The organism is Rhizobium sp. TAL182 (assembly GCF_002117725.1).
In the GTDB taxonomy this organism is placed as follows: domain Bacteria; phylum Pseudomonadota; class Alphaproteobacteria; order Rhizobiales; family Rhizobiaceae; genus Rhizobium; species Rhizobium esperanzae.
Genome location: NZ_CP021024.1, coordinates 605,770 through 628,629, shown reverse-complemented (window position 1 = coordinate 628,629; position 22,860 = coordinate 605,770). Strand labels below are relative to the sequence as shown.

Here is a 22,860-nt window from a genome sequence, read left to right as displayed (position 1 = left end):
CGCCTTTAAAATTTGGGCGGAAACTACACAATCAACGCAGGTTTGTGAACCTTGTTGATCAGGCTTTCCTTTATTTGTTTTCATGCCGATTGCGCGGCAATGCCATTTCGCTTGAGCAGCCGGCTCTCGATGAGGCCGGCCAGGTGATCGCGAACCTCGCGATAGCTGTCCAGTATCTGCTCGCGCGTGCCGCTGACGACCGTCGGATCCATGGTCGGCCAGTAGACGACGTCGATCGCGTTCGACCGCGTCAGCTCGAGTGCGGCGTGATGGGCCTGCGGCGATAACGTGATGATCAGATCGAAATAATCGTCTTCGAGTTCTTCCAGCGTCTGCGGTTGGCGGCGCCCGAGAGAAAGCCCGATTTCGTCGAGCACGACATCGACGAACGGATCGCGCTCGCCGGCGCGAACGCCGGCGGACCTTATATAGGTATTGGCAGGCAGAATGCTACGGGCGATCGCTTCGGCCATCGGCGAGCGGATGGCGTTCAGGCCGCACATGAAGAGGATGGCGCCTGGCCTTTTTGCGTCCCCGACGTCGGCGGCGAGCTCCATCGCCGTCATCCGCGCCAGTAGAGCACGCAGACCAGCGTGAAAAGGCGCCGGGCGGTGTCGAAATCGACCTCGATCTTGCCGGCCAGCCTGTCTTTCAGCGTCTGCGAGCCTTCATTGTGGATGCCGCGCCGGCCCATATCGATCGCCTCGATGCGGCTTGGCGTCGCCGATCGGATCGCTTCGTAATAGCTTTCGCAGATCATGAAGTAATCTTTGACGATCCGCCGGAACGGGGTGAGCGACAGGATATGGGTGGCGACATCGCCGCCTTCTTCCGTCTTGATGGCGAAGACCAGCTTCGAATCCATCAGCGAGATGTTCAGCCGGTAAGGACCACCGGAATGGCCGAGCGGCTCGAACCTGTTCTCCTCGATGAGATCGAAGATGGCGACGGCGCGTTCATGCTCGACATCGGGCGTCGAACGGCCGATCGTATCGTCGAGGACGACGTCGCAAAGCCGGAAATCGCCCGCCGCCATGCCCTCACCTAATCGAGGTTGAGGCGGATCGCGACCGACCGCGCATGGGCATCGAGACCTTCGGAGACGGCAAGCGCGATCGCCGCCGGGCCGAGGGTGCGCAACTCACCCGGCCCCAGGCGCAGGATCGAGGTGCGCTTGACGAAATCGAGCACCGACAGGCCGGAGGAGAAGCGCGCCGAACGCGCCGTCGGCAGCACATGGTTCGAACCGCCGACATAATCGCCGATGACCTCGGGCGTATGAGCGCCGATGAAGATCGCGCCGGCATTGCGGATGCCGTCGAGCAGCCGGTCGGGATCGGCGAGGGCGAGCTCGACATGCTCGGCTGCGATGCGGTTGGCGAGCGGAATGGCCTGCTTCAGATCGGCAACGAGGATGACCGCGCCGAAATCCCGCCAGCTTGCCGCTGCCGTCTCGGCGCGGTTCAGCGTCTTCAGCTGGCGTTCGACCGCCTGCTCCACCGCCTTGCCGAATTCGACATTATCGGTGATCAGGATCGCCTGGGCGCTGGCATCGTGCTCGGCCTGCGCCAAAAGGTCGGCGGCGATCCAATCAGGATTGTTGTCCTTATCGGCAATCACCAGCACTTCGGAGGGGCCGGCGATCATATCGATGCCGACGGTGCCGAAGACATGGCGCTTGGCGGCGGCGACATAGGCGTTGCCGGGACCGGTGATCTTGGCGACGGGAGCGATGGTCTCGGTGCCATAAGCGAGAGCCGCGATCGCCTGGGCGCCGCCGACACGATAGATCTCGGTCACGCCGGCAAGCTTGGCGGCGGCAAGCACCGCCGGATTGACGGCGCCGCCGGTCGCGGGAACGGCGATGACGATGCGGTCGACACCAGCGACCTTGGCCGGCACGGCATTCATCAGAACAGAGCTCGGATAACTCGCGGTGCCGCCGGGAACATAGAGCCCGACCGCCTCGATCGCCGTCCAGCGCGAGCCGAGACCGACGCCCATGTCGTCCTCGTAGATATCATCCTTCGGCAGCTGGCGGCGATGATGGCTCTCGATGCGCAATGCCGCGAGCTTCAGAGCGCCCAGCACTTCGGCGGGCACCGCCTCGATCGCGGCGTCGATCTCCTCAGGCGTCACGCGCATCGGCACGGCGGCGAAATCGATGCCGTCGAACTTCAGCGAATATTCGGCCAGCGCCACATCGCCGCGCGCCCTGACATCATCGATGATGGCGCGGGCGACGGCGTTCACATCCTCGGACACTTCGCGCTTCGTCGTCAGAAAAGCGGCAAAATGCTGCTCGAAACCTTCCGATGCGTGATCCAGCCAGATTGCCAAGAGCTATATTCCTTCTCAACTCGAACCGCGATGTTCAAACTTCAGGGGTGGCGGGGCTTGGAAGCCGCCTGCCATGCGCCACCGATATCGGCCATCTGGACCTCGATGCATTCGACGTCGAGCGCAATCGAGGCCGTGCCCGACAGCGCCAGCTCGATTGTGCCATCCGGCCCCTCGCCCTTCTTCTCGAAACGCAGGGCCAGCAGCGACAGCACCTCATCGCGTTTGCCGCGATCGACGCCGAGCGAACGGACGGCTAGCACGCGCTTGAACACCAGAGCGGCGCGGCGGCGCTCGAAACCTCTGCGCTTGCGCGCCGCACTCTCCCAGACGAAGCGATTGGCGGCAAGCGCGAACTGGGCGCCGCGCGGCGACCAGTCGATGTCGCCGACCTTGAAGACGCTGTCCTGCATATGCGCAGAAATGATCGCGAGGTCTTCGTCATCGAGCGCAACAAGCTTCAGGTCGGTCATTCAGGCTCAATCCCTAGAGCAGGATGCCGAAAAGCGCGAGCTGTTTTCGGACGACATCATGCTCTTGCTATTTAACAGGCATCGCCGGAATGGCGATGCGTCAGACAAGGGAAATAAGATGCTGCGACCGATTACGCAACTGGAATGAAGGTGTCTCTTACTCGCTGATGCGCTCGACGACGGCGCCGCAGCGGGTCAGCTTCGCTTCGAGCCGCTCGAAGCCGCGGTCGAGGTGGTAGACGCGGGAGACCGTAGTTTCACCCTCGGCGGCGAGACCGGCGATGACGAGCGAGACGGAGGCGCGCAAATCGGTCGCCATGACGGGCGCGCCGCGCAGGCGCTGGACACCTTCGATCTTCGCGGTCTGGCCGGAGAGCGTGATCCTGGCGCCGAGCCGGGCAAGCTCCTGCACGTGCATGAAGCGGTTTTCGAAGATGGTCTCGGTGACATGCGAGATGCCGGAGGAGCGGGTCATCAGCGCCATAAACTGTGCCTGCAGATCGGTGGGGAAGCCCGGGAAAGGATCGGTGACGATATCGACCGGCTTAATGCCGGCGCCGTTGCGCCTGACGCGCATGCCGTTATTGGTCGCGGAGATGTCGGCGCCGGCGCGGCGGAGCGTCTCCACCGCGGTTTCGAGCAGCGCCACATCGGTGTTTTCGAGCACGACGTCACCGCCGGCCATGGCGACGGCCATGGCATAGGTGCCGGTCTCGATGCGATCCGGCAGGACGCGGTGGCGGGCGCCGGAGAGCGAGGTGACGCCCTCGATAGTGATCGTCGAGGTGCCGGCGCCGGAGATCTTGGCGCCCATGGCGTTCAGGCAGTTGGCGAGGTCGACGACTTCAGGCTCGCGGGCGGCATTGCCGATAACCGTCGTGCCGCGGGCAAGGGTCGCCGCCATCATCAACACATGGGTGGCGCCGACCGAAACCTTCGGGAAGGTGTAGCGCGCGCCGATCAGACCGCCGTCGGGCGCCCTGGCGTTGATGTAGCCGGCGTCGATCTCCATGGTCGCGCCAAGCGCCGTCAGGCCATCGATGAAGAGATCGACCGGGCGCGTGCCGATGGCGCAGCCGCCCGGCAGTGACACGCGGCAATGGCCTTCGCGCGCCAAGAGCGGCCCGATGACCCAGAAGGAGGCGCGCATCTTCGAGACCAGTTCATAAGAAGCGGTGGTATCGACGATGGTGCGGCAGGTGAAATGGATCGTGCGGGCGTAGGAGTCCTCCTGGCGCTCGCGGCGGCCGTTGACGGCGACATCGACGCCATGATTGCCGAGGATGCGCATCAGAAGCTCGACATCGGCCAGATGCGGCACGTTTTCCAGCGTCAGCGTGTCACTGGTCAGAAGCGAGGCGATCATCAGCGGCAGTGCGGCATTCTTGGCGCCGGAAATCGGAATGATGCCATTCAGCTCATTACCGCCGACAATTCTGATACGATCCATGTGCGCTTACTTCCTGAAAGTTCTGCCTTGAAAGAAGGTGAGGTGTTTAGGGGATTTATGAAGAGGCTTCAATTCGTCCGGGACGGAACATTACGATTCGTCCATTTTTGCGGCGGGCAGCCCGTTTGTTTCGTCGGCCTGGCCGGAACGGCGGGCGCGCACCTGCTGTTTGCGTCTCGAAAGATTTTCCCTGAGCTTTTCGGCGGCGCGCTCGCGGCGCAGTTTCGCCTGTGCCTCGATCGCCTCTTTACGGCTCTTCTGGCCGGTTTCGGTCTTGTCGTTCATGCATATAGAATTAGCCGAATTCGCGCCGATCCAAAAGTCCCTTGCACCTCTATCCACGCGAAGTTGGATTTTGCGGCTTGCGCTTGTCGTCAAGCTGTGGCAATAGCCGCCCCGTTCCCGCAATTGAGCCGCCCGGCTCCACGCGGATCTGGTCCTGCTGCCGTAGCTCAGTGGTAGAGCACACCCTTGGTAAGGGTGAGGTCGGTGGTTCAATCCCACTCGGCAGCACCAGTTTTCTTATCCGACATCATTTCTCGCGTATCCGCCTGGCCAGCCCCTCATCCGCCTGCCGGCACCTTCTCCCCGCGGGCGGGGCGAAGGGACCATGCCGCAACCTCTCCGTCCCCCGCAAGCCTCGTGTAGGGCACGTCCCCTCGCCCCGTTTACGGGGAGAGGGTTAGGGTGAGGGGCAGCCATCCGCACGAAGCGGACTGCATGTCAGTACAATCGGGAATGTCGGATGCTTCGAGATAATAAGGCAGGAACGGGGATAACTGCCACCGTTCGATCAGTTCACCGGTTACCACCACCTCTTCACCGGGAACTGGCGCATGGGGCAGCGCATTAACCCCATCAAAAATGCCCTCGACATACCATCGATCACGGCTCTCTGATATGACATAGGAGGCGATATCTATCACCCCGCCTTCACCGTAGCCACGCAGGGTTGCCCGCAGATATTCCCGCTGCATTTTTGGGACGAGCTCAGCGGAAATACGCGCCAGCAAAGCGTCTTCAGCGGATATCTCTGCACCGTGAGCAAGGGCCGGCATTGCCAGCGCACTGCACAGAAACGCAGCCCGGATCAATTTTCGATCGAAATCCATGTCGAGCCCTCAGCTTTCCCGGCATGGTAGCGGTAGCAGCGCGCAAGCGCCATACAACTTATCTGCGACTACCCAAAATATCTCTGAGGCTGCGCGCGACGCGACCCATCTTACGCAGGCTGGCATTTCGCCTTATCGGCAACAAACGATTCACCATTGTTGACCGCAAAAATCTCGCTAGAATGGCTATCATGGCGGCGTCTCGCCTGAGGATAGGTGGGCGCTGCACCGTAGTTCTGTCGAAACCCTGGAGGAGCATCGATGGCAACTGAAAAATGGCACGACCCGGTCAAGGTCGGTTTCGAAGGCACTGACCTCAGGACCGTCAACGGGCCGTTCGATGCGCTGAAATGTCTGGCGGATCTCTGGCCGAGCGCGCGCGGACTGCATTATATCAAGGCGCGCAGCACCTGCCGGGCAGCACTCGACGGGCGCAAGAGCGTGGAAGAGGCAAGAGCCGAGTTCCTGGCGGCGGCCGAAGAGGCGAAGCTGAAGCTGCTGCATTAACACGGCAAGGAACGCCCGGCTGTTTGCGTTTTTTGTCCGGCATAGCGTGCCGGAACGATACATTGTTTAATTTTCACTTAACCCTGGATCGAGCAGCTGCCGGGTTTCGGCGCAAAGGGCGTTGCGCCCGGGACCGCTGTTTCGATAGAAAACACACAGCCATCATGATGATGGTCAGAGGCTCGTCACCGGAAACGCCGGCGAGCCTCGTTCGGACAAACCCGTTTGTCAGCAGCCCGCGTCGCCGGCATTTTCCACCTCGACATAACCGACACCGATGATCGTGCCGTCAGCCGCGCGGATGAAGGACGGCAGATAATGCGGCTCTGCCGGCTGGCAGGCGACAGTGGCGGTATAGTCGTTGAGGGCGATCTGATCCTTCGGCAAGGCGGAATAATCCGTGCCGGTCTCAAGCGAGGCATGGGCCGAGCCGGCAAAGACGCCGATGATCAGGGTGGACGCCCAGAGGCGAAGAAGCGTCTGCATGAGGGTCTCCAGCGTTTCAGATCCGGCATTTCAACACCCGGGAGGACACTTGGTTCCCTTAGCGCCGCAACAGGCGGTTATGCACATGGCCGCGGCCGACGATGCTTTCGGCAATCTCGGCCGCCCGCTCGACATCGCCATGCCGGCGCACGAAACCTTCGAGGACGATATCGGCGCCGAGCGTGCTGACGGTGATTTCGCGCGCGTCGAGATCGCCGGCGGCATGAAGGGCGCTCTCGACTGAAGCGCGTGTCGCCGCCTCGCCATGACCCTGCCGGCCGGGTTCGTCATGGTCGGGGAATACCGGAAACCCGATCACTTAAGCGTCTCCTGAGGTTGGTTTATCTCAGTTAACGCGGCGGCAGGGGCTTTCGTTGCAAGGGCTCGACGCGATCTGCGAGCCTAATTTCTGCGGGCTCCGGTGTGGCGTGCCCTTGGCGGACACTGCAGCGGCTTCCATATCTGGTGCAGTCGACAGAGGGATGACGACAATGAAAGTGCTGATACCCGTCTTTCTTGCCGGAGTCTTGCTGGCCGGCTGTTCCTCGGCCGACAGCCCGGCGCTGGAACCCATTCCCGGCAGCATCACCTATGGCGGCCAGCCGCGCACCAAGCTCACCAAATCGCCGGTCGGCAGCGCCGTCTACAACCAGTTCTACAATGAGACGGGCCAGCGTGTGGAGGAAACCTATATTCTCCAGCCGGACCGCAGCCTGAAGCTGGTGCGGCGCGAGGTGGGACCGGATTTCCCCGATTGAGGATCGCTGCGCCGCAGACTTGACAGCGGCCTAATTCGCGAACATTCAAGGAACATCTAATCTTCTCGCAGTGATTCTGCGGGAGCCCGACCGGACGGCTGGATGTATCTCGAAAAGCTCAATCCCCAGCAGCGCATGGCCGTCGAGCATGGCACGCTCACCGACGGCAGCCATGTTGCCGGGCCGCTGCTGGTCATTGCCGGCGCCGGCTCCGGCAAGACCAATACGCTGGCGCATCGGGTCGCCCATCTGATCGTCAAGGGCGCCGATCCCCGCCGCATCCTGCTGATGACCTTCTCGCGCCGGGCGGCCGCGGAGATGGCGCGGCGCGTCGAGCGCATCTGCCGCGATGTGCTGGGTGCGAATGCCGCTGTGATGGCCGATGCGCTTGCCTGGTCCGGCACTTTCCACGGCATCGGCGCGCGGCTGTTGCGCGACTATGCCCACCAGATCGGCCTCGATGCCGATTTCACCATCCATGACCGCGAAGACAGCGCCGATCTGATCAACCTGATCCGCCACGATCTCGGCTTCTCCAAGACGGAAAGCCGGTTTCCGGCCAAGGGCACCTGCCTTGCCATCTATTCGAGGGCGGTGAATTCGGAAACCGCGCTCGACCAAGTGCTGCGCGACGCCTTTCCCTGGTGCGCGGCGTGGGAAAAACAGCTGCGCGAGCTTTTCGCCTGCTATGTCGAGGCCAAGCAGAGCCAGAATGTGCTCGATTACGACGACCTTCTGCTCTACTGGGCGCAGATGGTGGGGGAGAGCGTAATTGCCGAAGATATAGGCAGCCGCTTCGACCATGTGCTGGTCGACGAATATCAGGACACCAACCGGCTGCAGGCCTCGATCCTGATGGCGCTGAAGCCCCAAGGCCAGGGGTTGACGGTCGTCGGCGACGATGCGCAGTCGATCTATTCCTTCCGCGCAGCGACAGTGCGCAACATCCTCGACTTTCCCGCGGCCTTCAGCCCGCCCGCCAATATCGTCACGCTCGACCGCAACTATCGCTCGACGCAACCGATCCTGACAGCCGCCAACGCCGTCATCGATCTCGCCTCGGAGCGCTTCACCAAGAATCTCTGGACCGAGCGGCAATCGGCCGAGCGGCCGCGGCTCGTCACGGTGCGCGACGAGGCCGACCAGGCGCGTTACGTCGCCGACAAGGTGCTCGACCATCGCGAGGAAGGCCTCAAGCTCAAGCAGCAGGCGGTGCTGTTTCGCGCCTCGCATCACAGCGGGCCGCTGGAGGTCGAGCTGACCCGACGCAACATTCCCTTCGTCAAATTCGGCGGGCTGAAGTTTCTCGACAGCGCCCATGTCAAGGACATGCTGGCGGCGCTTCGCTTCGCGCAAAATCCGCGCGACCGGGTGGCGGGCTTCCGGCTGATGCAGATCCTGCCCGGCGTCGGCCCCTCGACGGCCCAGAAGGCGCTCGACCTGATGTCCGAGGATGCGAGCCCGCTGTCGGCGCTTGCCGCCATGCCGGCGCCGCCGCGCTCCGGCGAGGATTGGACTGATTTCGTTTCGATGCTGCAGGAGATGAAATCCGGCAAGGCCGGCTGGCCGGCGGAAATCGAGCTGGCGCGGCAATGGTACGCGCCGCATCTGGAACGGCTGCATGAGGACGCGGCGACGCGGCAGGCCGATTTGTTGCAGCTCGAGCAGATCGCCGGCGGTTATGCCTCGCGCGAGCGCTTCCTCACCGAACTCACCCTCGATCCGCCGGATGCGACGAGCGATCAGGCCGGCGTGCCGCTGCTCGATGAGGACTATCTCATCCTCTCGACCATCCACTCGGCCAAGGGCCAGGAATGGACGAGGGTCTTCATGCTGAATGTCGTCGACGGCTGCATTCCGAGCGATCTTGCCGTCGGCGCCACCGCCGAAATCGAGGAAGAACGCCGGCTGCTCTATGTGGCGATGACGCGCGCCCGCGACGGTCTCGACCTCGTCGTGCCGCAGCGCTTCTTCACCTATGGGCAGAATGCGCAGGGCGACCGGCACGTCTATGCCTCGCGCAGCCGCTTCATTCCGGCGACCCTGCTGCAATTCTTCGAGGCCTGCAGCTGGCCGCAGGTGAAATCGGATGCCGCCGCGCAAGCCCAGGCGCGGCAGGTGCGCATCGATGTCGGCGCCCGCATGCGCGGCATGTGGCGATAATGCATGTCGCCCGGAAGCGTGCAGCGGTTCCGGGACAACGACATGCATAAGACCAAAAAGCGAAAGCGCATCGCATAGGTCCATGCGACGCGCTTTGCTTCGGCCCCGACCTGGCAGATGCTCAGTAGTCCCAGAACACCGGCACCCAACGGAAGGCGTCACCGTCGACCGCCACCCGGCCGACCGATGGGAACGGCAGGTGGGTGGCGACCAGCTGTTCGCCGTTCGCCGCCAGCTCCCTGAGAAGATCGATGCGAACGCGAGCGGCCTCCTCGGGATAGTGTTCGAAACCATTGTACCAATCGGGGTGCTCGAACCCGACCGCGAACACGGCATCGCCGGCGAATGTCAGCCGGTCGCCGCCGGATGCCAGGCGGACCACGCTATGTCCGGGGGTATGGCCGCCGGTGCGTTGGACGACCACACCCGGCGCCACCTCGGACCGCTCGTCGAACAGGTTGAGATGGCTGCCATACTCGCTGAGGAATCGCTTTGCCGTTGCCCGCAGCGCATCCGGAAAGCCGGGCGGCATGGAGACGTGGCTGAAATCGGGCGCCTCCCAGAACTTGGTCTCGGCGGCCGCCACATGGATCCTCAGGTCGGGACGCAGCTGGTCCTTCACGCCATCGACCAGCAGCCCGCCGATGTGATCCATGTGCAGGTGGGTGAGCACCACGTCGGTCACCGATGCCAGATCGATGCCGGCACCCTCCAGTCGCTTGATCAACTGCCCGGCGCGCGGCAAGTTCAAGTCCGGATCCAGGCCCAGCCCGGCGTCGATGAGGATGGTCCGCCCGCCGCTGCGCACGAGGACCACGTTCAACGCCCAGTCGAAAGCGTCTCGCGGCAGGAACATATCGTCCAGCCAGACTGCCCGGTCAGCCGCGTCGGCGTTGTGTCCCAGCATCGTCGTCGGGAGCGGCAGCACGCCATCGCTGATGATCAGCACTTCGATTTCGCCGATCCGCACCGCATAGCGCGACGGAACCAATTCTTCGGGCTTCGGCCTGCCAGGCTCCTGCCGACCAGTCGTACGGGGTTTTGCTTCTGCCTGCGACATGATGCGCTCCTGTTTGTTCGTGATCGAGAGATGTCGAGTAGGGTCACGTCGCGGACCCTATGCCGAAGCGTGGTTGGCGGTCGATCAGTTCAAAGGAGAGGGAAAGCTAGGCTTTAGCACAGGCCGGCCTACGGTTTCGGCGCGTCACGCCGAAGACTTGGTGTTGAAGAGGCTGGCATCAGGACGCAGAGGCTCTCGCCCGTCGCACGGTGCCGCGCGCATCTAGCATTCAGGGGATGAGAGCGTCAGAGAAAAAGCGGCGGCTCGGCCGGTTTCAGGAATTTCGCGATCGTTTCCGCCTTCACGGCCTCGACAGAGGCCGGCGACCATTTCGGATTGCGGTCCTTATCGATGACGGCGGCGCGGATGCCCTCGAAGAAGTCGGGATTATCCAGCATCTCCAGGCAGGCGCCGAGTTCGCGGCCGAGGCATTCGGCGAGCGAGCCGCTGCTCCGGCCGGCCCTCAAGAGCTGCAAAGCAAGCTTCAGGCTGGTCGGCGAGCGCGCCAGCAGCACACGGCGCGTCTCAGCGGCGAATTCGCCGTCCTCCACGTCGAGCGCCGCCAGAATCTCCTCGACGCTGTCGAAACGGAAAGCGCGATCGATCATTGTCGCGTTCTGTCGCAGCCGGCTCTCGCCCGGAGGCTCAGCGTATACCTGCAAGACGCTGTCGACATCGCCCGACGAACTGCCGCGCGGCAGGCCCGATAACCTCTCGATCACTTCGCCGAGCCGCGACGAGGCGATCCGAAGATCGGCAAGGCGGGCGTAGATCGCATCGGCGGCGCCGATATCGAGCCCGGTCAGGCCGAGCCATGTTCCGGCCTCGCCGGGTGCCTTCGGCAGCAACCAGGTGGCGCCGACATCGGGGACGTAGCCGATGCCGGTCTCCGGCATGGCAAGACGGGTGCGCTCGGTGACGATACGGTGGCGGCCGTGTGAGGACAGGCCGACACCGCCGCCCATGGTGATGCCGTCCATCTGCGCGACATAAGGTTTGGGGTAGACGGCGATCAGATGGTTGAGACGGAACTCTTCCCGCCAGAAGGTTCCGGCGAGGCCGTCGCCAGCCCGGGCGCTCTCATGCAGGGCGCGGATATCGCCCCCGGCGCAGAAGCCGCGTTCGCCCTCCCCTGTTGCCACGACGGTCGCCACCTCGGCATCGCGGGCAAAGCCATCCAGCGCCTCGGTGATCGTCCGGATCATCGCCAGCGTCAGGCTGTTCAGCGCCCGCGGCCGGTTGAGCCGGATGATGCCGGCAGTGCCTCGCCGCTCGATGATGACTTCGCTGTCCTGCATGGTTCACCTCCGCTGTTGAAACATGCATAGACGACGATGCAAGATCGCTCCAGAGCATTTCAGGCCAGCCGGCATCGATGGGTCAAGCCGACAGCGAATCCCGGGCGGCCGCTTTTGCCTCGCAGCGGGCGGCATAGTCCATGGCGAGTTCCAGCGGCAGCGGCCGCGAGAAATAATAGCCCTGCGCCAGGCGAACCCCGATCGCCTTCAGCCCCTCGGCGATCGCCTCGCTTTCGACGCCTTCAGCGACGGAGGCGATGCCGAGGTTCTGGCAGAGGTTGGCGACCGAACGGGTGATGTTCATGCACCGGGCGTCACGGTCGAAATTCATCACGAACCCCTTGTCGATCTTCAGCTTGTCGAAGGCGAGGCGATGAATGTGGCTGAGGCTCGAAAATCCGGTGCCGAAATCGTCGAGTGCGATCGAGATGCCGGCGGCGCGCAGCATCGTGATCACCCGGTCGGCCGTGTCGAAATCGGAGAGCAGCGCGGTCTCGGTGATTTCGAATTCGATGCGCCGGGGATCGAGGCCGGAGCGGGTGATCATGGCCAGCAGCGCCATCGAGGTCTCGTGGTCGCAGATATCGCGGGCCGAGAGATTGAAGGACAGCCGCAGATGGCGCGGCATGATCGCCAGCGCTTCGAGCGCTTGGGCAAAGAGAATGCGTGTCATGCGGCCGATCACGGCGGTGCGCTCGGCGGCAGGGATGAAGGCTGAGGGACTGATGCGGCCGAAGCGGGCGCTGTCCCAGCGGGCGAGCGCCTCATAGGCAACGACGCGGCCGCTCTGCAATTCGACGATCGGCTGATAATCGAGTTTCATCTCGCTGGCGAAGTCATTTGCCTGCAGCTCGAGTTCGATCAGGTGGCGCTGGGTCAGGATCTTCTCATGATCGGCCGAGAAGAACTCGACGCCGCTGCTGCGCTTGCTCTTGACCTGATAGAGGGCGAAATCCGCCTTCTCATAAAGATCTTCGGCCGTGTAACTGCCGGCTTCGGGATAGACGATGCCGCAGGAGCCGAAGACGCAGACCGAGCCGTCGGGGATTTCGTAAGGGTTGCGGACGGTGGCGCAAAGCGCCTGGCCGAGATCGGCGATCGCCTGGCGCGTCATCGAGCAGGGAAAGATGATGCCGAATTCATCGCCGCCTAGACGCGAGACCATACCCTCCTCGCCGACCAGCACCGTGAAGCGCCGCGCCGTCTCCTTGAGCACCAGATCGCCGGCGGCATGACCGAAGACGTCGTTGACCGGCTTGAAGCCGTCGAGATCGATGATGCCGATGACGGGCGGCATCGACGGATTTTTCTGCAGCCGCTCATCCAGTGATAGGAAGAAGCTGCGGCGATTGGCAAGGCCGGTCAGCTGGTCTTGCAGCGCGTTGCGGCTGTTGACCAGGTTCAGCTCCTCGGCTTCCTCCTGCTTCTGCTTCAGCTCCTCGGTCAGTTGCACCAGGCCGACGAAATTCTGGAAATAGCTGTTGATCACCCTGAGGAAGGGCAGGATCAGGAAAAGGCCGCTGACGGCGGTGGCAACGAATACCGGGTTGCCGGAGAACATGAAGGTCGCGATCATGGCCGAGAAGGTGATGACCGTGGTCATCGCCGCCGCCATCGGCAGGTGCATCAGGCAGAAGATGCAGGAAATGCCTGTGACAACGAGGAAATAGGCGATCTGGCCCTGCTGCGAAGCATCGCCATATTGGTAAAGCGCGATCGACCAGCTGCCGAAAGCGACAGTCAGGATGCCGGCGCCCGAGATGGTCACCTTCATCAGCCTATAGGCCCGCTCGGCGGTGATGTTTTCCTTGCCTCTGATCTCCCACCAGCAGAGACGGAAGACACAGACGACGCTCAAGGCCACCGGAATATAGAGCGACAGCCACAGCGGTGCGGATTTCAGATGGGTAATCGCCACCGCAAGCGAATTGATGACCAGCAGGATATAGAGAATGGGGATCTGCGACGACAGGGCCCGAAACTGCGCCATCAGAAGCGTCGGATTGTCTTTTCGCAGCTGCAATGAGGCCAGAAAGTTCTTCATCTTCTCTTATCCGTCGGCCAGAGCCAGCCAGCGAAAGCTTGATGTTTCCTTATTCACGTCATGTCATTCGAAGCCCGCGGGCGCGGAGTTAAACGGCAGTCGCCGCCGGACACCGCTCAGAAGGATGCGGCGGCAAGTGCCCGGTGGATGCTGTGCAGATCATCGACGTTTCTGTTCGACAGGAAGAGTTCCCAATCCAGCGAGCTCTGGACGATGGTCTCAAGCGAATCGTAGCGGGGCTTCCAGTCCAGCACCTGCCGGGCGAGCGAAGGATCGGCGACGACGCTGGCCGAATCGCCGGCGCGCCGCGGCGCCATGTGAATCTTGAAGGAATGCCCGTGCAGGCGGGTGACCATGTTCAAGACGTCGAACACGGAATAGCCGCTGCCATAACCGCAATTGGCGACGAGCGGGCCCTTGTCCCTGCGCAGGTGCTGCAGCGCTTTCAGATGCGCATCGGCGAGGTCGGTGACGTGGATGTAGTCGCGCACGCCGGTGCCGTCATGGGTGGGATAGTCGATGCCGTAGACATGGACGCTGTCACGCTTGCCGAGCGCTGCCTCGCAGGCAACCTTGATGAGGTGCGTGGCGCCCGAAGTCGACTGGCCGGCGCGGTGGTGCGGGTCCGCGCCGGCGACGTTGAAGTAGCGAAGCGCGACATAGTTGAAATCATAGGCCGCGGCAGCATCGCGCAGCATGAATTCGGTCATCAGCTTCGACTGACCATAAGGGTTTTCCGGATTGAGGGGAGCCGTCTCCTTTACCGGCAGGTCCGTCTGCTGCTGGCCGTAAACGGCGGCCGTCGAGGAGAAGACGAAATTGCGGATGCCGGCCTTGATCGCGGCGGAGAGAAGCGCCCGGGTCTTGCCGGAATTGTTGTCGTAATAGGAAAGCGGATCGGCGACCGAGACCGGGACGACGGCGGAGCCGGCGAAATGGATGATCGCCTCGATGTCGTTTTCGATGAAGATCTTCTTCAAGATGTCGGGATCGGCAATGTCGCCAAGGTAGAAACGCGCCGCCGGCGCCACGGCCCAGCGGAAGCCGGTGGAGAGGCGGTCGAGCACGACCACATCCTCGCCCGCATCGATGAGCGCCCAAACCATGTGACTGCCGATATAACCGGCCCCGCCCGTCACCAAAACCGCCATGTCCCACACCCCGCTTCAATTCATGAGCAGGGGCATCAGGCGCCGGTTTTCTTTCCGATTTTCTTATCACGGCGCCGTTGGAAGGCTTTTGAACGGGTATGTTTGGAGTCGTGGTTAGAGGCCGATTTCGGTCTTTGCTACAGTTTTATCGATCTGGCGATTCCGGCACGAAATCGTCCCGGCAGGGCGCGCGCCGCGCCCTCTCAGCGCTTGAGGATATAGTCGCAGAGCCGCTCGGCCGCGATCGCCACCTGGGCGGGATCACGCAGGAAACAGGCGCGCAGGAAGCGCTCGCCGCCGACGCCGAAGGCAGCCCCGGGAGCAAGACCGACGCCTGTCTTGTCGACGATGTCGATCGCGGCGCTGCGGCTATCGGCAACGCCGTCGATCTTGAGGAACGCATAGATCGCGCCGTCCGGCTTCAGCGTCTCGACCCGATTGGTGGCAATCAGCGCGTCGCAGAGGATATCGCGCGACCGGGCCGCCTTGGCGATATTGGCGGCGACGAAATCATCGCCTTGATCAAGGGCTGCGACGGCGCCCTTCTGCATGAACTGCGCCACGCCCGATGTCGAATACTGGATGAGATTTTCGAGCACCTGGCCCATCTCGGGAGGTGCCACGATCCAGCCGACGCGCCAGCCCGTCATCGACCAGTTTTTCGAGAAGGAATTGACAAAGACGATCTTGTCGTCCGGCTCCATCACGTCGAGGAACGAGGCCGCGCGGCCGCCGGCGAAGTGATAGCGCGCGTAGATCTCGTCGGCCATGATCCAGAGATCATGTTTGCGGGCGAGCGCCAGGATATCGCCGAGGTCCTTTCTGGTTGCGGTCCAGCCGGTCGGGTTCGAGGGCGTATTGATGAACAGCCCCCGGGTCTTTGGCGTGATCGCGGCTTCGACGCGCTCGAGATCGACCGTCCATTTGCCGCCTTCGAACTGCAGTGTGACGCCGACAGAGCGCGCACCTGCTATTTCGAGGGCTGCGGCAATATTCGGCCAGGCGGGGGTGAGGTAAACGAATTCGTCGCCAGGCGAGGTCAGCGCCTGCACGCAGATCTGGATCGCCTGCATGCCGGAGCCGGTGACGTAGAAATGCTCGGCCGGAAGGCGGAGGGAAAAATGCCTGACATAATAATCCGACAGCGCCCGGCGAAGTTCCGGAATGCCGCGCTGCCAGGTATAGAAGGTCTCACCTGATGCAAGCGCATCCATCGCCGCCCTGCTGATGAAGTCGGGCGTCGGCAGGTCGCCTTCACCGACCCAGAGCGGCAACAGGCCTTCACGGCCGCGGGCATAATTGACGACTTCGACGATTCCGCTTTCGGGCGCCGCTATGGCGCGCGGGCTGAGGCTTTCCACGATCGACATGCATATCTCCGGTTTCCGCCTTCATAGCGAATTTGCGCCGGCAAATCCCATGATAACAAGTGATGGCATATCGATTTTCGTGATGAATGGCGGCCGGCCCGACAGCGGGCCGACGACCGATCAGACGGCGGGGCGTTTGGCCAGCAGATCGCGGATCTCGGTCAGCAGCTGGACGTCGGCCGGCGGCGGCGGCAATTGTTCCGGCTCCTGCTTTTCCTGACGCTCGACCTGCTGGCGCAGATAGTTCACCGCCTTGACCATCAGGAAGATAATCCAGGCAAGGATCAAGAAATTGATGAGGACGGTGAGGAAACTGCCATAGGCGAAGACCGCCCCTTGGGCGCGGGCGGCGGCAAGTGTCGGCGCGTTGACGGCCGACGAGAGCGGCAGGAAATAATTGGAAAAATCGAAGCCGCCGAAAATGGCGCCGACGATCGGCATGATAAGGTCGTCGACCAGCGATTTGACGATGCCACCGAAGGCACCGCCGATGATGACGCCGACTGCAAGATCCATGACATTGCCGCGGGCGATAAAGGCCTTGAACTCATTGAGCATCGGATCCGTCTCCCTTCGATCCCATTTCAGAGATATGCCGTTGTTTCGATTAGCTACATCTTCGTTGCAATTAATCAATCGGCAATCGCAATTATCTGGCGAAGTCGCCACCGGCCTTTGACTTAAGGTGTAGATGGACGGGAATTTTCAAGGCAGCTGAAATGACTTAAGCTGACCTCGTTGCGGGAGGTGCCGGCGGCCTTTTCGCCGGCGGAGGGTCAATGCTTCCAGGCTGGGTCATATTCGCGTCTGCCTTCGGCTATCTGCTGCTGCTTTTCGCCGTGGCAAGCTACGGCGACCGCAAGAACCGCGGCCCGGGGGCGCTTGAAGGCGGATGGCCCGTCGTCTATGCGCTCAGCCTTGCGATCTACTGCACCTCCTGGACCTATTTCGGCAGTGTCGGGCTTGCCGCACAACGCGGCCTGGAATTTGCCGGCATCTATATCGGCCCCGTCCTGGTCTTCACGCTCGGCATGCCGCTGCTTCGCCGCATCATCGAGCTCGCCAAGGCGGAGAAGCTCACCTCGGTCGCTGATTTCGTCGCCGCGCGCTACGGCAAGAACCCGACGGTCGCAACGATCGTGGCGCTGATCTCGCTGATCGGCACCGTTCCCTATATCGCGCTGCAGCTGAAGGCGATCTCGAGCACCGTCGGCGCCATGGTCAACCCGTCCGATTACGGCATCGGCAGCGGCAATCTCTATTTCCTCGACCTGCCGCTCGCCGCCACCCTGGTGCTCGCCTGTTTCGCTATCATGTTCGGCACGCGGCATACGGATGCGACGGAACATCAGGACGGCCTTATCCTCGCCGTCTCGATGGAATCGGTGGTCAAGCTCGTCGCCTTCCTCACGGCCGGCATCTGCGTCATCTGGTTTCTCTTCGATGGTCCCACCGATCTCTGGCAGAAGACCCTCGAAAACGACCTGGTCATGTCGGCGCTGGCTTACCATACGCCAATCAGCCGCTGGATCACGCTGATCATTCTGTCGGCCTTCGCGATCATCATGCTGCCGCGGCAATTCCATGTGACGGTGGTCGAAAACCGGACGGCGAAGCAGCTGAAACTCGCAGGCTTTCTGTTTCCCGCTTATCTCATATCAATCAATCTCTTCGTGCTGCCGGTGGCGATCGGCGGGCTCCTGACCTTCGGCGGCGCCGGCAATGCCGATTTCTACATGCTGTCGCTGCCGCTGGCCGGCGAGATGCCGGTGGTGTCGCTGATCATCTTCATCGGCGGCTTCTCTGCCGCCACCGCGATGGTCATCGTCGATTCCGTGGCGCTGTCGATCATGGTGTCAAACGACATCATCATGCCGATCTTCCTCCGACGCAAACTGGCCGGCCGTGCCGGCCAGCGCGACGATTTCGCCAAGACGCTGCTTAACATTCGCCGCAGCGCCATCTTCGCCGTGCTGCTCTTCGGCTATGCCTATTACCGCTCGACCGACAGCACCGCCGGGCTTGCCTCGATCGGCCTGCTCTCCTTTGCGGCGATCGCGCAGATCGCGCCTGCGCTGTTCGGCGGGCTGATCTGGCGGCGGGCGAATGCGCGCGGCGCCATTCTCGGACTGACCTCCGGCTTCGTCATCTGGATCTATCTCTTGTTCCTGCCCTCGCTCGGCGGGCCTGATTATTCCTATGTGGCGAGCGCCGTGCTCGGCTTCATCTTTCCCGGCGCGACGCTGTTTACCGCGCCCGGGGCGGATCCGCTGGTCAATGCGACCGTCATGAGCCTACTCGTCAACACCGCCTTCTTCGTCGTCGCCTCGCTCACCCGCAATGCCCGGCCGCTGGAGCGCATCCAGGCCGGCATCTTCGTCAAACGGCATTCGCGCTCGCAGTTCGCCACGCGCGGCTGGAAGACCCGCATCAGCGTCGGCGATCTCAAGGCGGCCATCTCGCGTTATCTCGGCGAAGAGCGCATGCAGCGCTCGTTCACCACCTATGAACAGAGCTCCGGCCGCAAGCTGGAGGACGAACAGCAGGCCGACATGGCGCTGATCCATTTCAGCGAACAGCTGCTCGGCAGCGCCATCGGCTCGTCCTCTGCCCGCCTCGTATTGTCGCTGATCCTGCAGAAGATCGAGGACGCCTCGTCCGACACCGCCTGGCTGCTCGATCAGGCGAGCGAGGCGCTGCAGTATAACCAGGACATGCTGCAGACGGCGCTGTCGCAGATGGATCAGGGCATTGCCGTCTTCGACAGTTCCAACCGGCTGACGATCTGGAACCGGCGCTTCCGGCAATTGCTTGAGCTGCCCGAGAATGCCGGCCAGGTCGGCTTTCCCCTCTCCGAGATCGTCACCATCCTCAGCCAGCGCGGCGACATCGCGCCCGGCGATCTGCAGCAGACGGTGCGGCATTTCCTGACGCTCGACAAACCCTTCGCACTGGTGCTCGGTGGCGGCGAGCGGATCATCGAGGTGCGCTCCAACGCCATGCCCGACAAAGGCATCGTCGCCACCTTCACCGATATCACCCAGCGCGTCAGCGCCGATCGGGCGCTGAAACAGGCGAATGAGACGCTGGAGCAGCGCGTCGCCGAACGCACGGCCGAGCTGACCCGCGTCAACCGCGAACTCGCCGAAGCGCGGGCCGCCGCCGACGAGGCGAATATCGGCAAGACCCGCTTCTTCGCCGCCGCCGGCCACGACATCCTGCAGCCGCTCAACGCCGCCAGGCTCTATTCCTCGGCACTGGTCGAGCGCATGGCGCAATCCGACAACAGCCCGATCGTGCGCAACATCGATTCAGCACTGGAATCGGTCGAAACCATCCTGGGCGCGGTGCTCGATATCTCCAGGCTCGATACCGGCGCCATGCGGCCGCGGCTTGCCTCGGTCGCGCTTTCCGACCTCTTGGAGCGGATCGAGACCGATTTTGCGCCGATCGCCCGGGAGAAACAGCTGAAGCTGGTGGTCATGCCGACATCGCTGCGCGTCCGCTCAGACCCGAACCTTCTGCGCCGCCTGGTGCAGAACCTCGTTTCCAACGCCATCAAATACACGATCACCGGCAAGGTGCTGGTCGGGGCGCGGCGGCGCGGCAACCAGGTGATCATCCAGGTGATCGATTCCGGCATCGGCATTCCGCCATCGAAATTCCGCACCGTGTTCAAGGAATTCGCGCGGCTGGACGAGGGCGCCAAGACTGCTTCCGGCCTCGGGCTCGGCCTTTCGATCGTCGACCGCATCGCCCGCGTGCTCAACCATCCGGTCGAGCTGCTCTCGACGCATGGCAGGGGCACTGAATTTCGAATCTCCATGCCGCTCGACGTCTCACGCCCGGCCGAGGCCGCTGCGGCCGTCACCCCCGCCGATCGCCCGGGGCAGCCGCTCAAGGGGCTGAAAATCCTCTGCATCGACAACGAGCCGAAGATCCTGGAAGGCATGCGGTTGCTGCTCAGCGGCTGGGGCTGTGAGGTGACGGCGGTGGATTGCCTTGCCGAGGTGATCGCCATGGACGGCCGGGATGGGCCACCGGATCTCGCCATCGCCGATTATCATCTCGACGACGGCACCGGGCTTGCCGCAATCCTGCATCTGCGCCGGCAGTTCGGCATCGACATCCCCGCCTTGCTTGTTACCGCCGACCGCACGCCTGAAGTGCGCAGCGAGGCCGAGCGCTACGGCATCGCCGTTCAACACAAGCCGGTGCGGCCGGCGGCGCTACGCGCCTATATCACCCAGATATCGGGCCTCAAGCGCGCCGCCGCGGAGTAAGGCAAGTTCAGCCAGGCGTGCTCATGATGCGCGAAACGAGATCGCGCACACGCGCCGCATCCGGCACGTCGTCGAACAGGATGCGGTACATGATCGGCGCCACCACCTGATCCATGACGATATCGATGTCCGGAAAGGCCTCGCCGCGCGCCTTCGCCCTCTCGGCAATGACGACGATCTGCTGACGCGTATATTCGCAGCACTTGCAGGCATTGGCTCCGGCCTGCGCCGCCAACACGTCGCGGATCATCTCGCGGCCCGGCCCGGAGGACATTTCCTCGGCATATTGTTCGGCCCAGGCCTGAAGATCGGCCCTGCCGCTGCCGGCGTCGACCGGCTGCATATCCGGCCGCAGCCGCTCGACGGCGACATCGGCGAGGAGCTCCTGCAGGTCGCCCCAGCGGCGATAGATGGTCGACGGCGTCACGCCCGCCCTGGCGGCGATCAGCGGGATCGTCACTTCGGCACGACTCATCTCGGCCAACAGATCGCGCGTCGCCTTGTGCACCGACGCCTGCACCCGAGCGCTTCGTCCGCCCGGACGGAGATTTTCTTTCACTGCCATGCCTGCAACCCGACCTTCGTCCTGCCATCGATGGTTCAAAATCTTTGACAGGAGCATAAACGCAAATAATTTGCCTTTGCGGCTTATTCGCCCTACATGTAGCTAACGCAATGGGTTAGCTTTAAGGGGCTTATATATGTTCGCTGCCGCCAAATCCACAGAGAATGCGCCGCGCCCCTCGATCGGTTTTCATGCGCTGACACTCGCCACCTTCTTCGGCGCCTCCTCGGTGCCGACGCCGCTCTACCGGATCTATCAGGAGAACTTTTCCATCTCGCCGGTGCTGATCACCGTGATCTTCGCCGTCTACGCCTTTGCGCTTCTGGCGGCGCTGCTGACCGCCGGCTCGATCTCCGATCATCTCGGCCGTCGGCCAGTGATCTTTTCAGCGCTACTGCTCGAAATCGTCGCCATGGTTCTCTTCGTCGCCGCCAGCGGTCCCGTCTGGCTGATCGCGGCGCGGATCGTCCAGGGCATTGCCACCGGCATCGCCGGCGCCTCGCTCGGAGCAGCCCTCGTCGATGTCGACCGGGCGAAGGGCCAGATCGTCAATTCGATTGCGCCGCTTTGCGGCATGGCAGTGGGTGCGGTCGGCACCAGCGCCCTGATCCAGTATGGCCCCTTCCCGATGCATCTGGTCTATGCGCTGCTCTTCGTCGCCTTCGCGCTGCAGGCCGCCGCCATCTGGCTGATCCCCGAAACCGGCGGCACGCGGCCGGGTGCGCTCGGTTCGCTGGTACCGCGGGTTTCCATTCCGCCGCAGGCGAAGCGGCCGCTCTCGCTGGTGACGCCGATCAATATCGCCAACTGGACGCTCGGCGGCTTCTACCTTTCGCTGGTCCCGTCCCTGGTCGCCAGCACGACCGGCAGCACCGCGCCGCTGACGGGAGGAGCGGTCGTCGCCGCACTGACGGCGAGCGGAGCGATCGCCGTCTATCTTAGGCGCGGCAAGACGGCCCAGGCCAATCTCGGCTTCGGCGTATCGGCAAAGACTCTCGGTATCCTGACGGTCGTTGCCGGCGTGCATCTCGCAAACGTGCCGCTGCTGCTGATCGGCACGATTTTTACCGGCGCCGGTTTCGGCACCAATTTCCTCGGCTCGCTCGGCACCATCATGCCGCTTGCCAAAGCGGACGAGCGGGCCGGACTGCTGTCGGCCTTTTACATCCAGAGCTATCTCGCCTTCAGCCTGCCGGCGATCCTTGCCGGCTTCTTGGCGAAATCCGCCGGTTACCAGGTGGCGACGGATATTTATGCGAGCGCCATCCTGCTGTTGCTGGCCGTCGGGATCACGGCTGTTCGCGCCGGCCGGGGAAAGGCGGCGGAGAATGCGGCTTGATTCCGGGGGGAGTGTTCACGGCTGGAGATCCAGCAGTGCCCGGCCGCTGCCATCCATGGCGAAAGGCACCGAGGCGTGCTGGTGGGCGACCAGCCAGCGGCCATCCTGCTTGACGAGGCCGAGGGTCTGACGGAACCAGAGATCGACTTCGGTGCCATCGGTCTTGGTCCCGGTCATCCGCGTGAGGCCACTCCAGAAAGCGACACCCTCGCCGACCGTCAGTTTGGCATCGCGCACTTCGCCGCCGATCGGACCTTCCCAGGTGTCGAACCAGGCCTGCAGGCCCGCCTCGTCCTTGCCGTTGATGACCAGCGGCGGCGCCAGGGAAAATTCCACGGGATCTTCGGCCTCGTAGGAAAGCGCCTCCTCGGCGTTCTTTTCCCCGAGCGCCCTGGCCCGCATCATCAGCATGGCGATGACCGCTTCTTCCTCCCTGGCATTTGCTTCGTCTTTCACGGCCG

22 protein-coding genes and 1 tRNA gene are annotated in these 22,860 nt (G+C 63.0%); 6 read left to right on the top strand and 17 right to left on the bottom strand.

The features are described from left to right. Positions 1 to 80: 80 nt before the first annotated feature. The 6 genes from Tal182_RS03135 to Tal182_RS03110 form a co-directional block, all read right to left on the bottom strand. Complete coding sequence (locus Tal182_RS03135; protein ID WP_170965870.1) at positions 81 to 566, bottom strand: low molecular weight phosphatase family protein; 486 nt, start codon at positions 564 to 566, stop codon at positions 81 to 83. Then, on the bottom strand, positions 563 to 1,036 hold the full coding sequence (locus Tal182_RS03130; RefSeq protein ID WP_011423949.1) for a UPF0262 family protein: 474 nt from the start codon (positions 1,034 to 1,036) through the stop codon (positions 563 to 565). The genes Tal182_RS03135 and Tal182_RS03130 overlap by 4 nt, the downstream gene beginning before the upstream one ends. Before the next feature lie 8 nt (positions 1,037 to 1,044). After that, positions 1,045 to 2,340: a histidinol dehydrogenase gene (hisD, locus tag Tal182_RS03125; protein ID WP_085858038.1), complete on the bottom strand. Its 1,296-nt coding sequence runs from the start codon at positions 2,338 to 2,340 to the stop codon at positions 1,045 to 1,047. Positions 2,341 to 2,381: 41 nt separating this feature from the next. Beyond that, positions 2,382 to 2,813, bottom strand: coding sequence for a DUF2948 family protein (locus Tal182_RS03120; protein WP_085858037.1), 432 nt, complete (start codon positions 2,811 to 2,813; stop codon positions 2,382 to 2,384). Positions 2,814 to 2,970: 157 nt separating this feature from the next. After that, positions 2,971 to 4,263 (bottom strand): UDP-N-acetylglucosamine 1-carboxyvinyltransferase, encoded by a 1,293-nt coding sequence (gene murA / locus Tal182_RS03115; protein ID WP_064800609.1) that lies wholly within the window; start codon positions 4,261 to 4,263, stop codon positions 2,971 to 2,973. Positions 4,264 to 4,353: 90 nt separating this feature from the next. After that, positions 4,354 to 4,548: a hypothetical protein gene (locus Tal182_RS03110; protein WP_011423945.1), complete on the bottom strand. Its 195-nt coding sequence runs from the start codon at positions 4,546 to 4,548 to the stop codon at positions 4,354 to 4,356. Between the two features lie 156 nt (positions 4,549 to 4,704). Here Tal182_RS03110 and Tal182_RS03105 point away from each other — a divergent pair. Next, positions 4,705 to 4,779 (top strand) — tRNA-Thr (locus Tal182_RS03105). A 152-nt stretch (positions 4,780 to 4,931) separates the two neighbouring features. On the opposite strand, the gene Tal182_RS03100 is transcribed toward Tal182_RS03105, so the two are convergent. Next, positions 4,932 to 5,375 (bottom strand): hypothetical protein, encoded by a 444-nt coding sequence (locus tag Tal182_RS03100; protein ID WP_085858036.1) that lies wholly within the window; start codon positions 5,373 to 5,375, stop codon positions 4,932 to 4,934. A 261-nt stretch (positions 5,376 to 5,636) separates the two neighbouring features. Between Tal182_RS03100 and Tal182_RS03095 the strand changes: the two genes are divergently transcribed. Next, a complete protein-coding gene (locus tag Tal182_RS03095; protein ID WP_085858035.1) occupies positions 5,637 to 5,882 on the top strand; it encodes a DUF982 domain-containing protein in 246 nt (81 codons plus the stop codon). Positions 5,883 to 6,110: 228 nt separating this feature from the next. Here Tal182_RS03095 and Tal182_RS03090 read toward each other — a convergent pair whose 3' ends face one another. Together Tal182_RS03090 and Tal182_RS03085 are read right to left on the bottom strand one after the other, a co-directional pair. Beyond that, entirely contained in the window at positions 6,111 to 6,368 is a 258-nt protein-coding gene (locus Tal182_RS03090; protein ID WP_085858034.1) for a hypothetical protein, read from the bottom strand. Positions 6,369 to 6,426: 58 nt separating this feature from the next. Further along, positions 6,427 to 6,687, bottom strand: coding sequence for a BON domain-containing protein (locus tag Tal182_RS03085; protein WP_085858033.1), 261 nt, complete (start codon positions 6,685 to 6,687; stop codon positions 6,427 to 6,429). Positions 6,688 to 6,859: 172 nt separating this feature from the next. Between Tal182_RS03085 and Tal182_RS03080 the strand changes: the two genes are divergently transcribed. Continuing rightward, entirely contained in the window at positions 6,860 to 7,126 is a 267-nt protein-coding gene (locus Tal182_RS03080) for a hypothetical protein (protein WP_085858032.1), read from the top strand. A 102-nt stretch (positions 7,127 to 7,228) separates the two neighbouring features. Next, on the top strand, positions 7,229 to 9,289 hold the full coding sequence (locus Tal182_RS03075; RefSeq protein WP_085858031.1) for an ATP-dependent helicase: 2,061 nt from the start codon (positions 7,229 to 7,231) through the stop codon (positions 9,287 to 9,289). A 121-nt stretch (positions 9,290 to 9,410) separates the two neighbouring features. Here the strand turns inward: Tal182_RS03075 and Tal182_RS03070 are convergent, their stop codons facing one another. The 6 genes from Tal182_RS03070 to mscL all read right to left on the bottom strand — a co-directional run bounded on the left by Tal182_RS03070 (position 9,411) and on the right by mscL (position 16,770). Next, positions 9,411 to 10,349, bottom strand: coding sequence for an MBL fold metallo-hydrolase (locus Tal182_RS03070; RefSeq protein ID WP_085858030.1), 939 nt, complete (start codon positions 10,347 to 10,349; stop codon positions 9,411 to 9,413). Positions 10,350 to 10,594: 245 nt separating this feature from the next. Next, positions 10,595 to 11,647 carry an enoyl-CoA hydratase/isomerase family protein gene (locus tag Tal182_RS03065; RefSeq protein WP_085858029.1) on the bottom strand — a complete coding sequence of 351 codons (1,053 nt, stop codon included), beginning with the start codon at positions 11,645 to 11,647 and terminating at the stop codon, positions 10,595 to 10,597. Between the two features lie 82 nt (positions 11,648 to 11,729). Continuing rightward, positions 11,730 to 13,691 carry an EAL domain-containing protein gene (locus Tal182_RS03060; protein ID WP_085858028.1) on the bottom strand — a complete coding sequence of 654 codons (1,962 nt, stop codon included), beginning with the start codon at positions 13,689 to 13,691 and terminating at the stop codon, positions 11,730 to 11,732. Between the two features lie 116 nt (positions 13,692 to 13,807). Next, on the bottom strand, positions 13,808 to 14,842 hold the full coding sequence (gene galE, locus Tal182_RS03055; RefSeq protein WP_064800601.1) for a UDP-glucose 4-epimerase GalE: 1,035 nt from the start codon (positions 14,840 to 14,842) through the stop codon (positions 13,808 to 13,810). 203 nt (positions 14,843 to 15,045) lie between these two features. Then, entirely contained in the window at positions 15,046 to 16,212 is a 1,167-nt protein-coding gene (locus Tal182_RS03050) for a pyridoxal phosphate-dependent aminotransferase (RefSeq protein ID WP_085858027.1), read from the bottom strand. Between the two features lie 120 nt (positions 16,213 to 16,332). Beyond that, complete coding sequence (gene mscL, locus Tal182_RS03045) at positions 16,333 to 16,770, bottom strand: large conductance mechanosensitive channel protein MscL (protein ID WP_011423936.1); 438 nt, start codon at positions 16,768 to 16,770, stop codon at positions 16,333 to 16,335. 221 nt (positions 16,771 to 16,991) lie between these two features. Here mscL and Tal182_RS03040 point away from each other — a divergent pair, with 221 nt between their 5' ends. Continuing rightward, a complete protein-coding gene (locus Tal182_RS03040) occupies positions 16,992 to 20,495 on the top strand; it encodes a PAS domain-containing hybrid sensor histidine kinase/response regulator (protein ID WP_085858026.1) in 3,504 nt (1,167 codons plus the stop codon). A 7-nt stretch (positions 20,496 to 20,502) separates the two neighbouring features. Here the strand turns inward: Tal182_RS03040 and Tal182_RS03035 are convergent, their stop codons facing one another. Further along, entirely contained in the window at positions 20,503 to 21,060 is a 558-nt protein-coding gene (locus Tal182_RS03035; RefSeq protein ID WP_064805890.1) for a TetR/AcrR family transcriptional regulator, read from the bottom strand. A gap of 136 nt (positions 21,061 to 21,196) precedes the next feature. Here Tal182_RS03035 and Tal182_RS03030 point away from each other — a divergent pair, with 136 nt between their 5' ends. Further along, positions 21,197 to 22,399, top strand: coding sequence for an MFS transporter (locus tag Tal182_RS03030; protein ID WP_085858025.1), 1,203 nt, complete (start codon positions 21,197 to 21,199; stop codon positions 22,397 to 22,399). A 15-nt stretch (positions 22,400 to 22,414) separates the two neighbouring features. On the opposite strand, the gene Tal182_RS03025 is transcribed toward Tal182_RS03030, so the two are convergent. Next, complete coding sequence (locus tag Tal182_RS03025; RefSeq protein ID WP_010010353.1) at positions 22,415 to 22,855, bottom strand: nuclear transport factor 2 family protein; 441 nt, start codon at positions 22,853 to 22,855, stop codon at positions 22,415 to 22,417. Positions 22,856 to 22,860: the final 5 nt, after the last annotated feature.

Excerpts from the sequence above, each read along its gene's own strand:
- Tal182_RS03135 (WP_170965870.1), bottom strand. The coding sequence starts at position 566 with ATGACGGCGATGGAGCTCGCCGCCGACGTCGGGGACGCAAAAAGGCCA.
- Tal182_RS03130 (WP_011423949.1), bottom strand. The coding sequence starts at position 1,036 with ATGGCGGCGGGCGATTTCCGGCTTTGCGACGTCGTCCTCGACGATACG.
- Tal182_RS03120 (WP_085858037.1), bottom strand. The coding sequence starts at position 2,813 with ATGACCGACCTGAAGCTTGTTGCGCTCGATGACGAAGACCTCGCGATC.
- murA (WP_064800609.1), bottom strand. The coding sequence starts at position 4,263 with ATGGATCGTATCAGAATTGTCGGCGGTAATGAGCTGAATGGCATCATT.
- Tal182_RS03110 (WP_011423945.1), bottom strand. The coding sequence starts at position 4,548 with ATGAACGACAAGACCGAAACCGGCCAGAAGAGCCGTAAAGAGGCGATC.
- Tal182_RS03100 (WP_085858036.1), bottom strand. The coding sequence starts at position 5,375 with ATGGATTTCGATCGAAAATTGATCCGGGCTGCGTTTCTGTGCAGTGCG.
- Tal182_RS03095 (WP_085858035.1), top strand. The coding sequence starts at position 5,637 with ATGGCAACTGAAAAATGGCACGACCCGGTCAAGGTCGGTTTCGAAGGC.
- Tal182_RS03090 (WP_085858034.1), bottom strand. The coding sequence starts at position 6,368 with ATGCAGACGCTTCTTCGCCTCTGGGCGTCCACCCTGATCATCGGCGTC.
- Tal182_RS03080 (WP_085858032.1), top strand. The coding sequence starts at position 6,860 with ATGAAAGTGCTGATACCCGTCTTTCTTGCCGGAGTCTTGCTGGCCGGC.
- Tal182_RS03075 (WP_085858031.1), top strand. The coding sequence starts at position 7,229 with ATGTATCTCGAAAAGCTCAATCCCCAGCAGCGCATGGCCGTCGAGCAT.
- Tal182_RS03070 (WP_085858030.1), bottom strand. The coding sequence starts at position 10,349 with ATGTCGCAGGCAGAAGCAAAACCCCGTACGACTGGTCGGCAGGAGCCT.
- Tal182_RS03065 (WP_085858029.1), bottom strand. The coding sequence starts at position 11,647 with ATGCAGGACAGCGAAGTCATCATCGAGCGGCGAGGCACTGCCGGCATC.
- Tal182_RS03060 (WP_085858028.1), bottom strand. The coding sequence starts at position 13,691 with ATGAAGAACTTTCTGGCCTCATTGCAGCTGCGAAAAGACAATCCGACG.
- galE (WP_064800601.1), bottom strand. The coding sequence starts at position 14,842 with ATGGCGGTTTTGGTGACGGGCGGGGCCGGTTATATCGGCAGTCACATG.
- Tal182_RS03050 (WP_085858027.1), bottom strand. The coding sequence starts at position 16,212 with ATGTCGATCGTGGAAAGCCTCAGCCCGCGCGCCATAGCGGCGCCCGAA.
- mscL (WP_011423936.1), bottom strand. The coding sequence starts at position 16,770 with ATGCTCAATGAGTTCAAGGCCTTTATCGCCCGCGGCAATGTCATGGAT.
- Tal182_RS03040 (WP_085858026.1), top strand. The coding sequence starts at position 16,992 with ATGCTTCCAGGCTGGGTCATATTCGCGTCTGCCTTCGGCTATCTGCTG.
- Tal182_RS03035 (WP_064805890.1), bottom strand. The coding sequence starts at position 21,060 with ATGGCAGTGAAAGAAAATCTCCGTCCGGGCGGACGAAGCGCTCGGGTG.
- Tal182_RS03030 (WP_085858025.1), top strand. The coding sequence starts at position 21,197 with ATGTTCGCTGCCGCCAAATCCACAGAGAATGCGCCGCGCCCCTCGATC.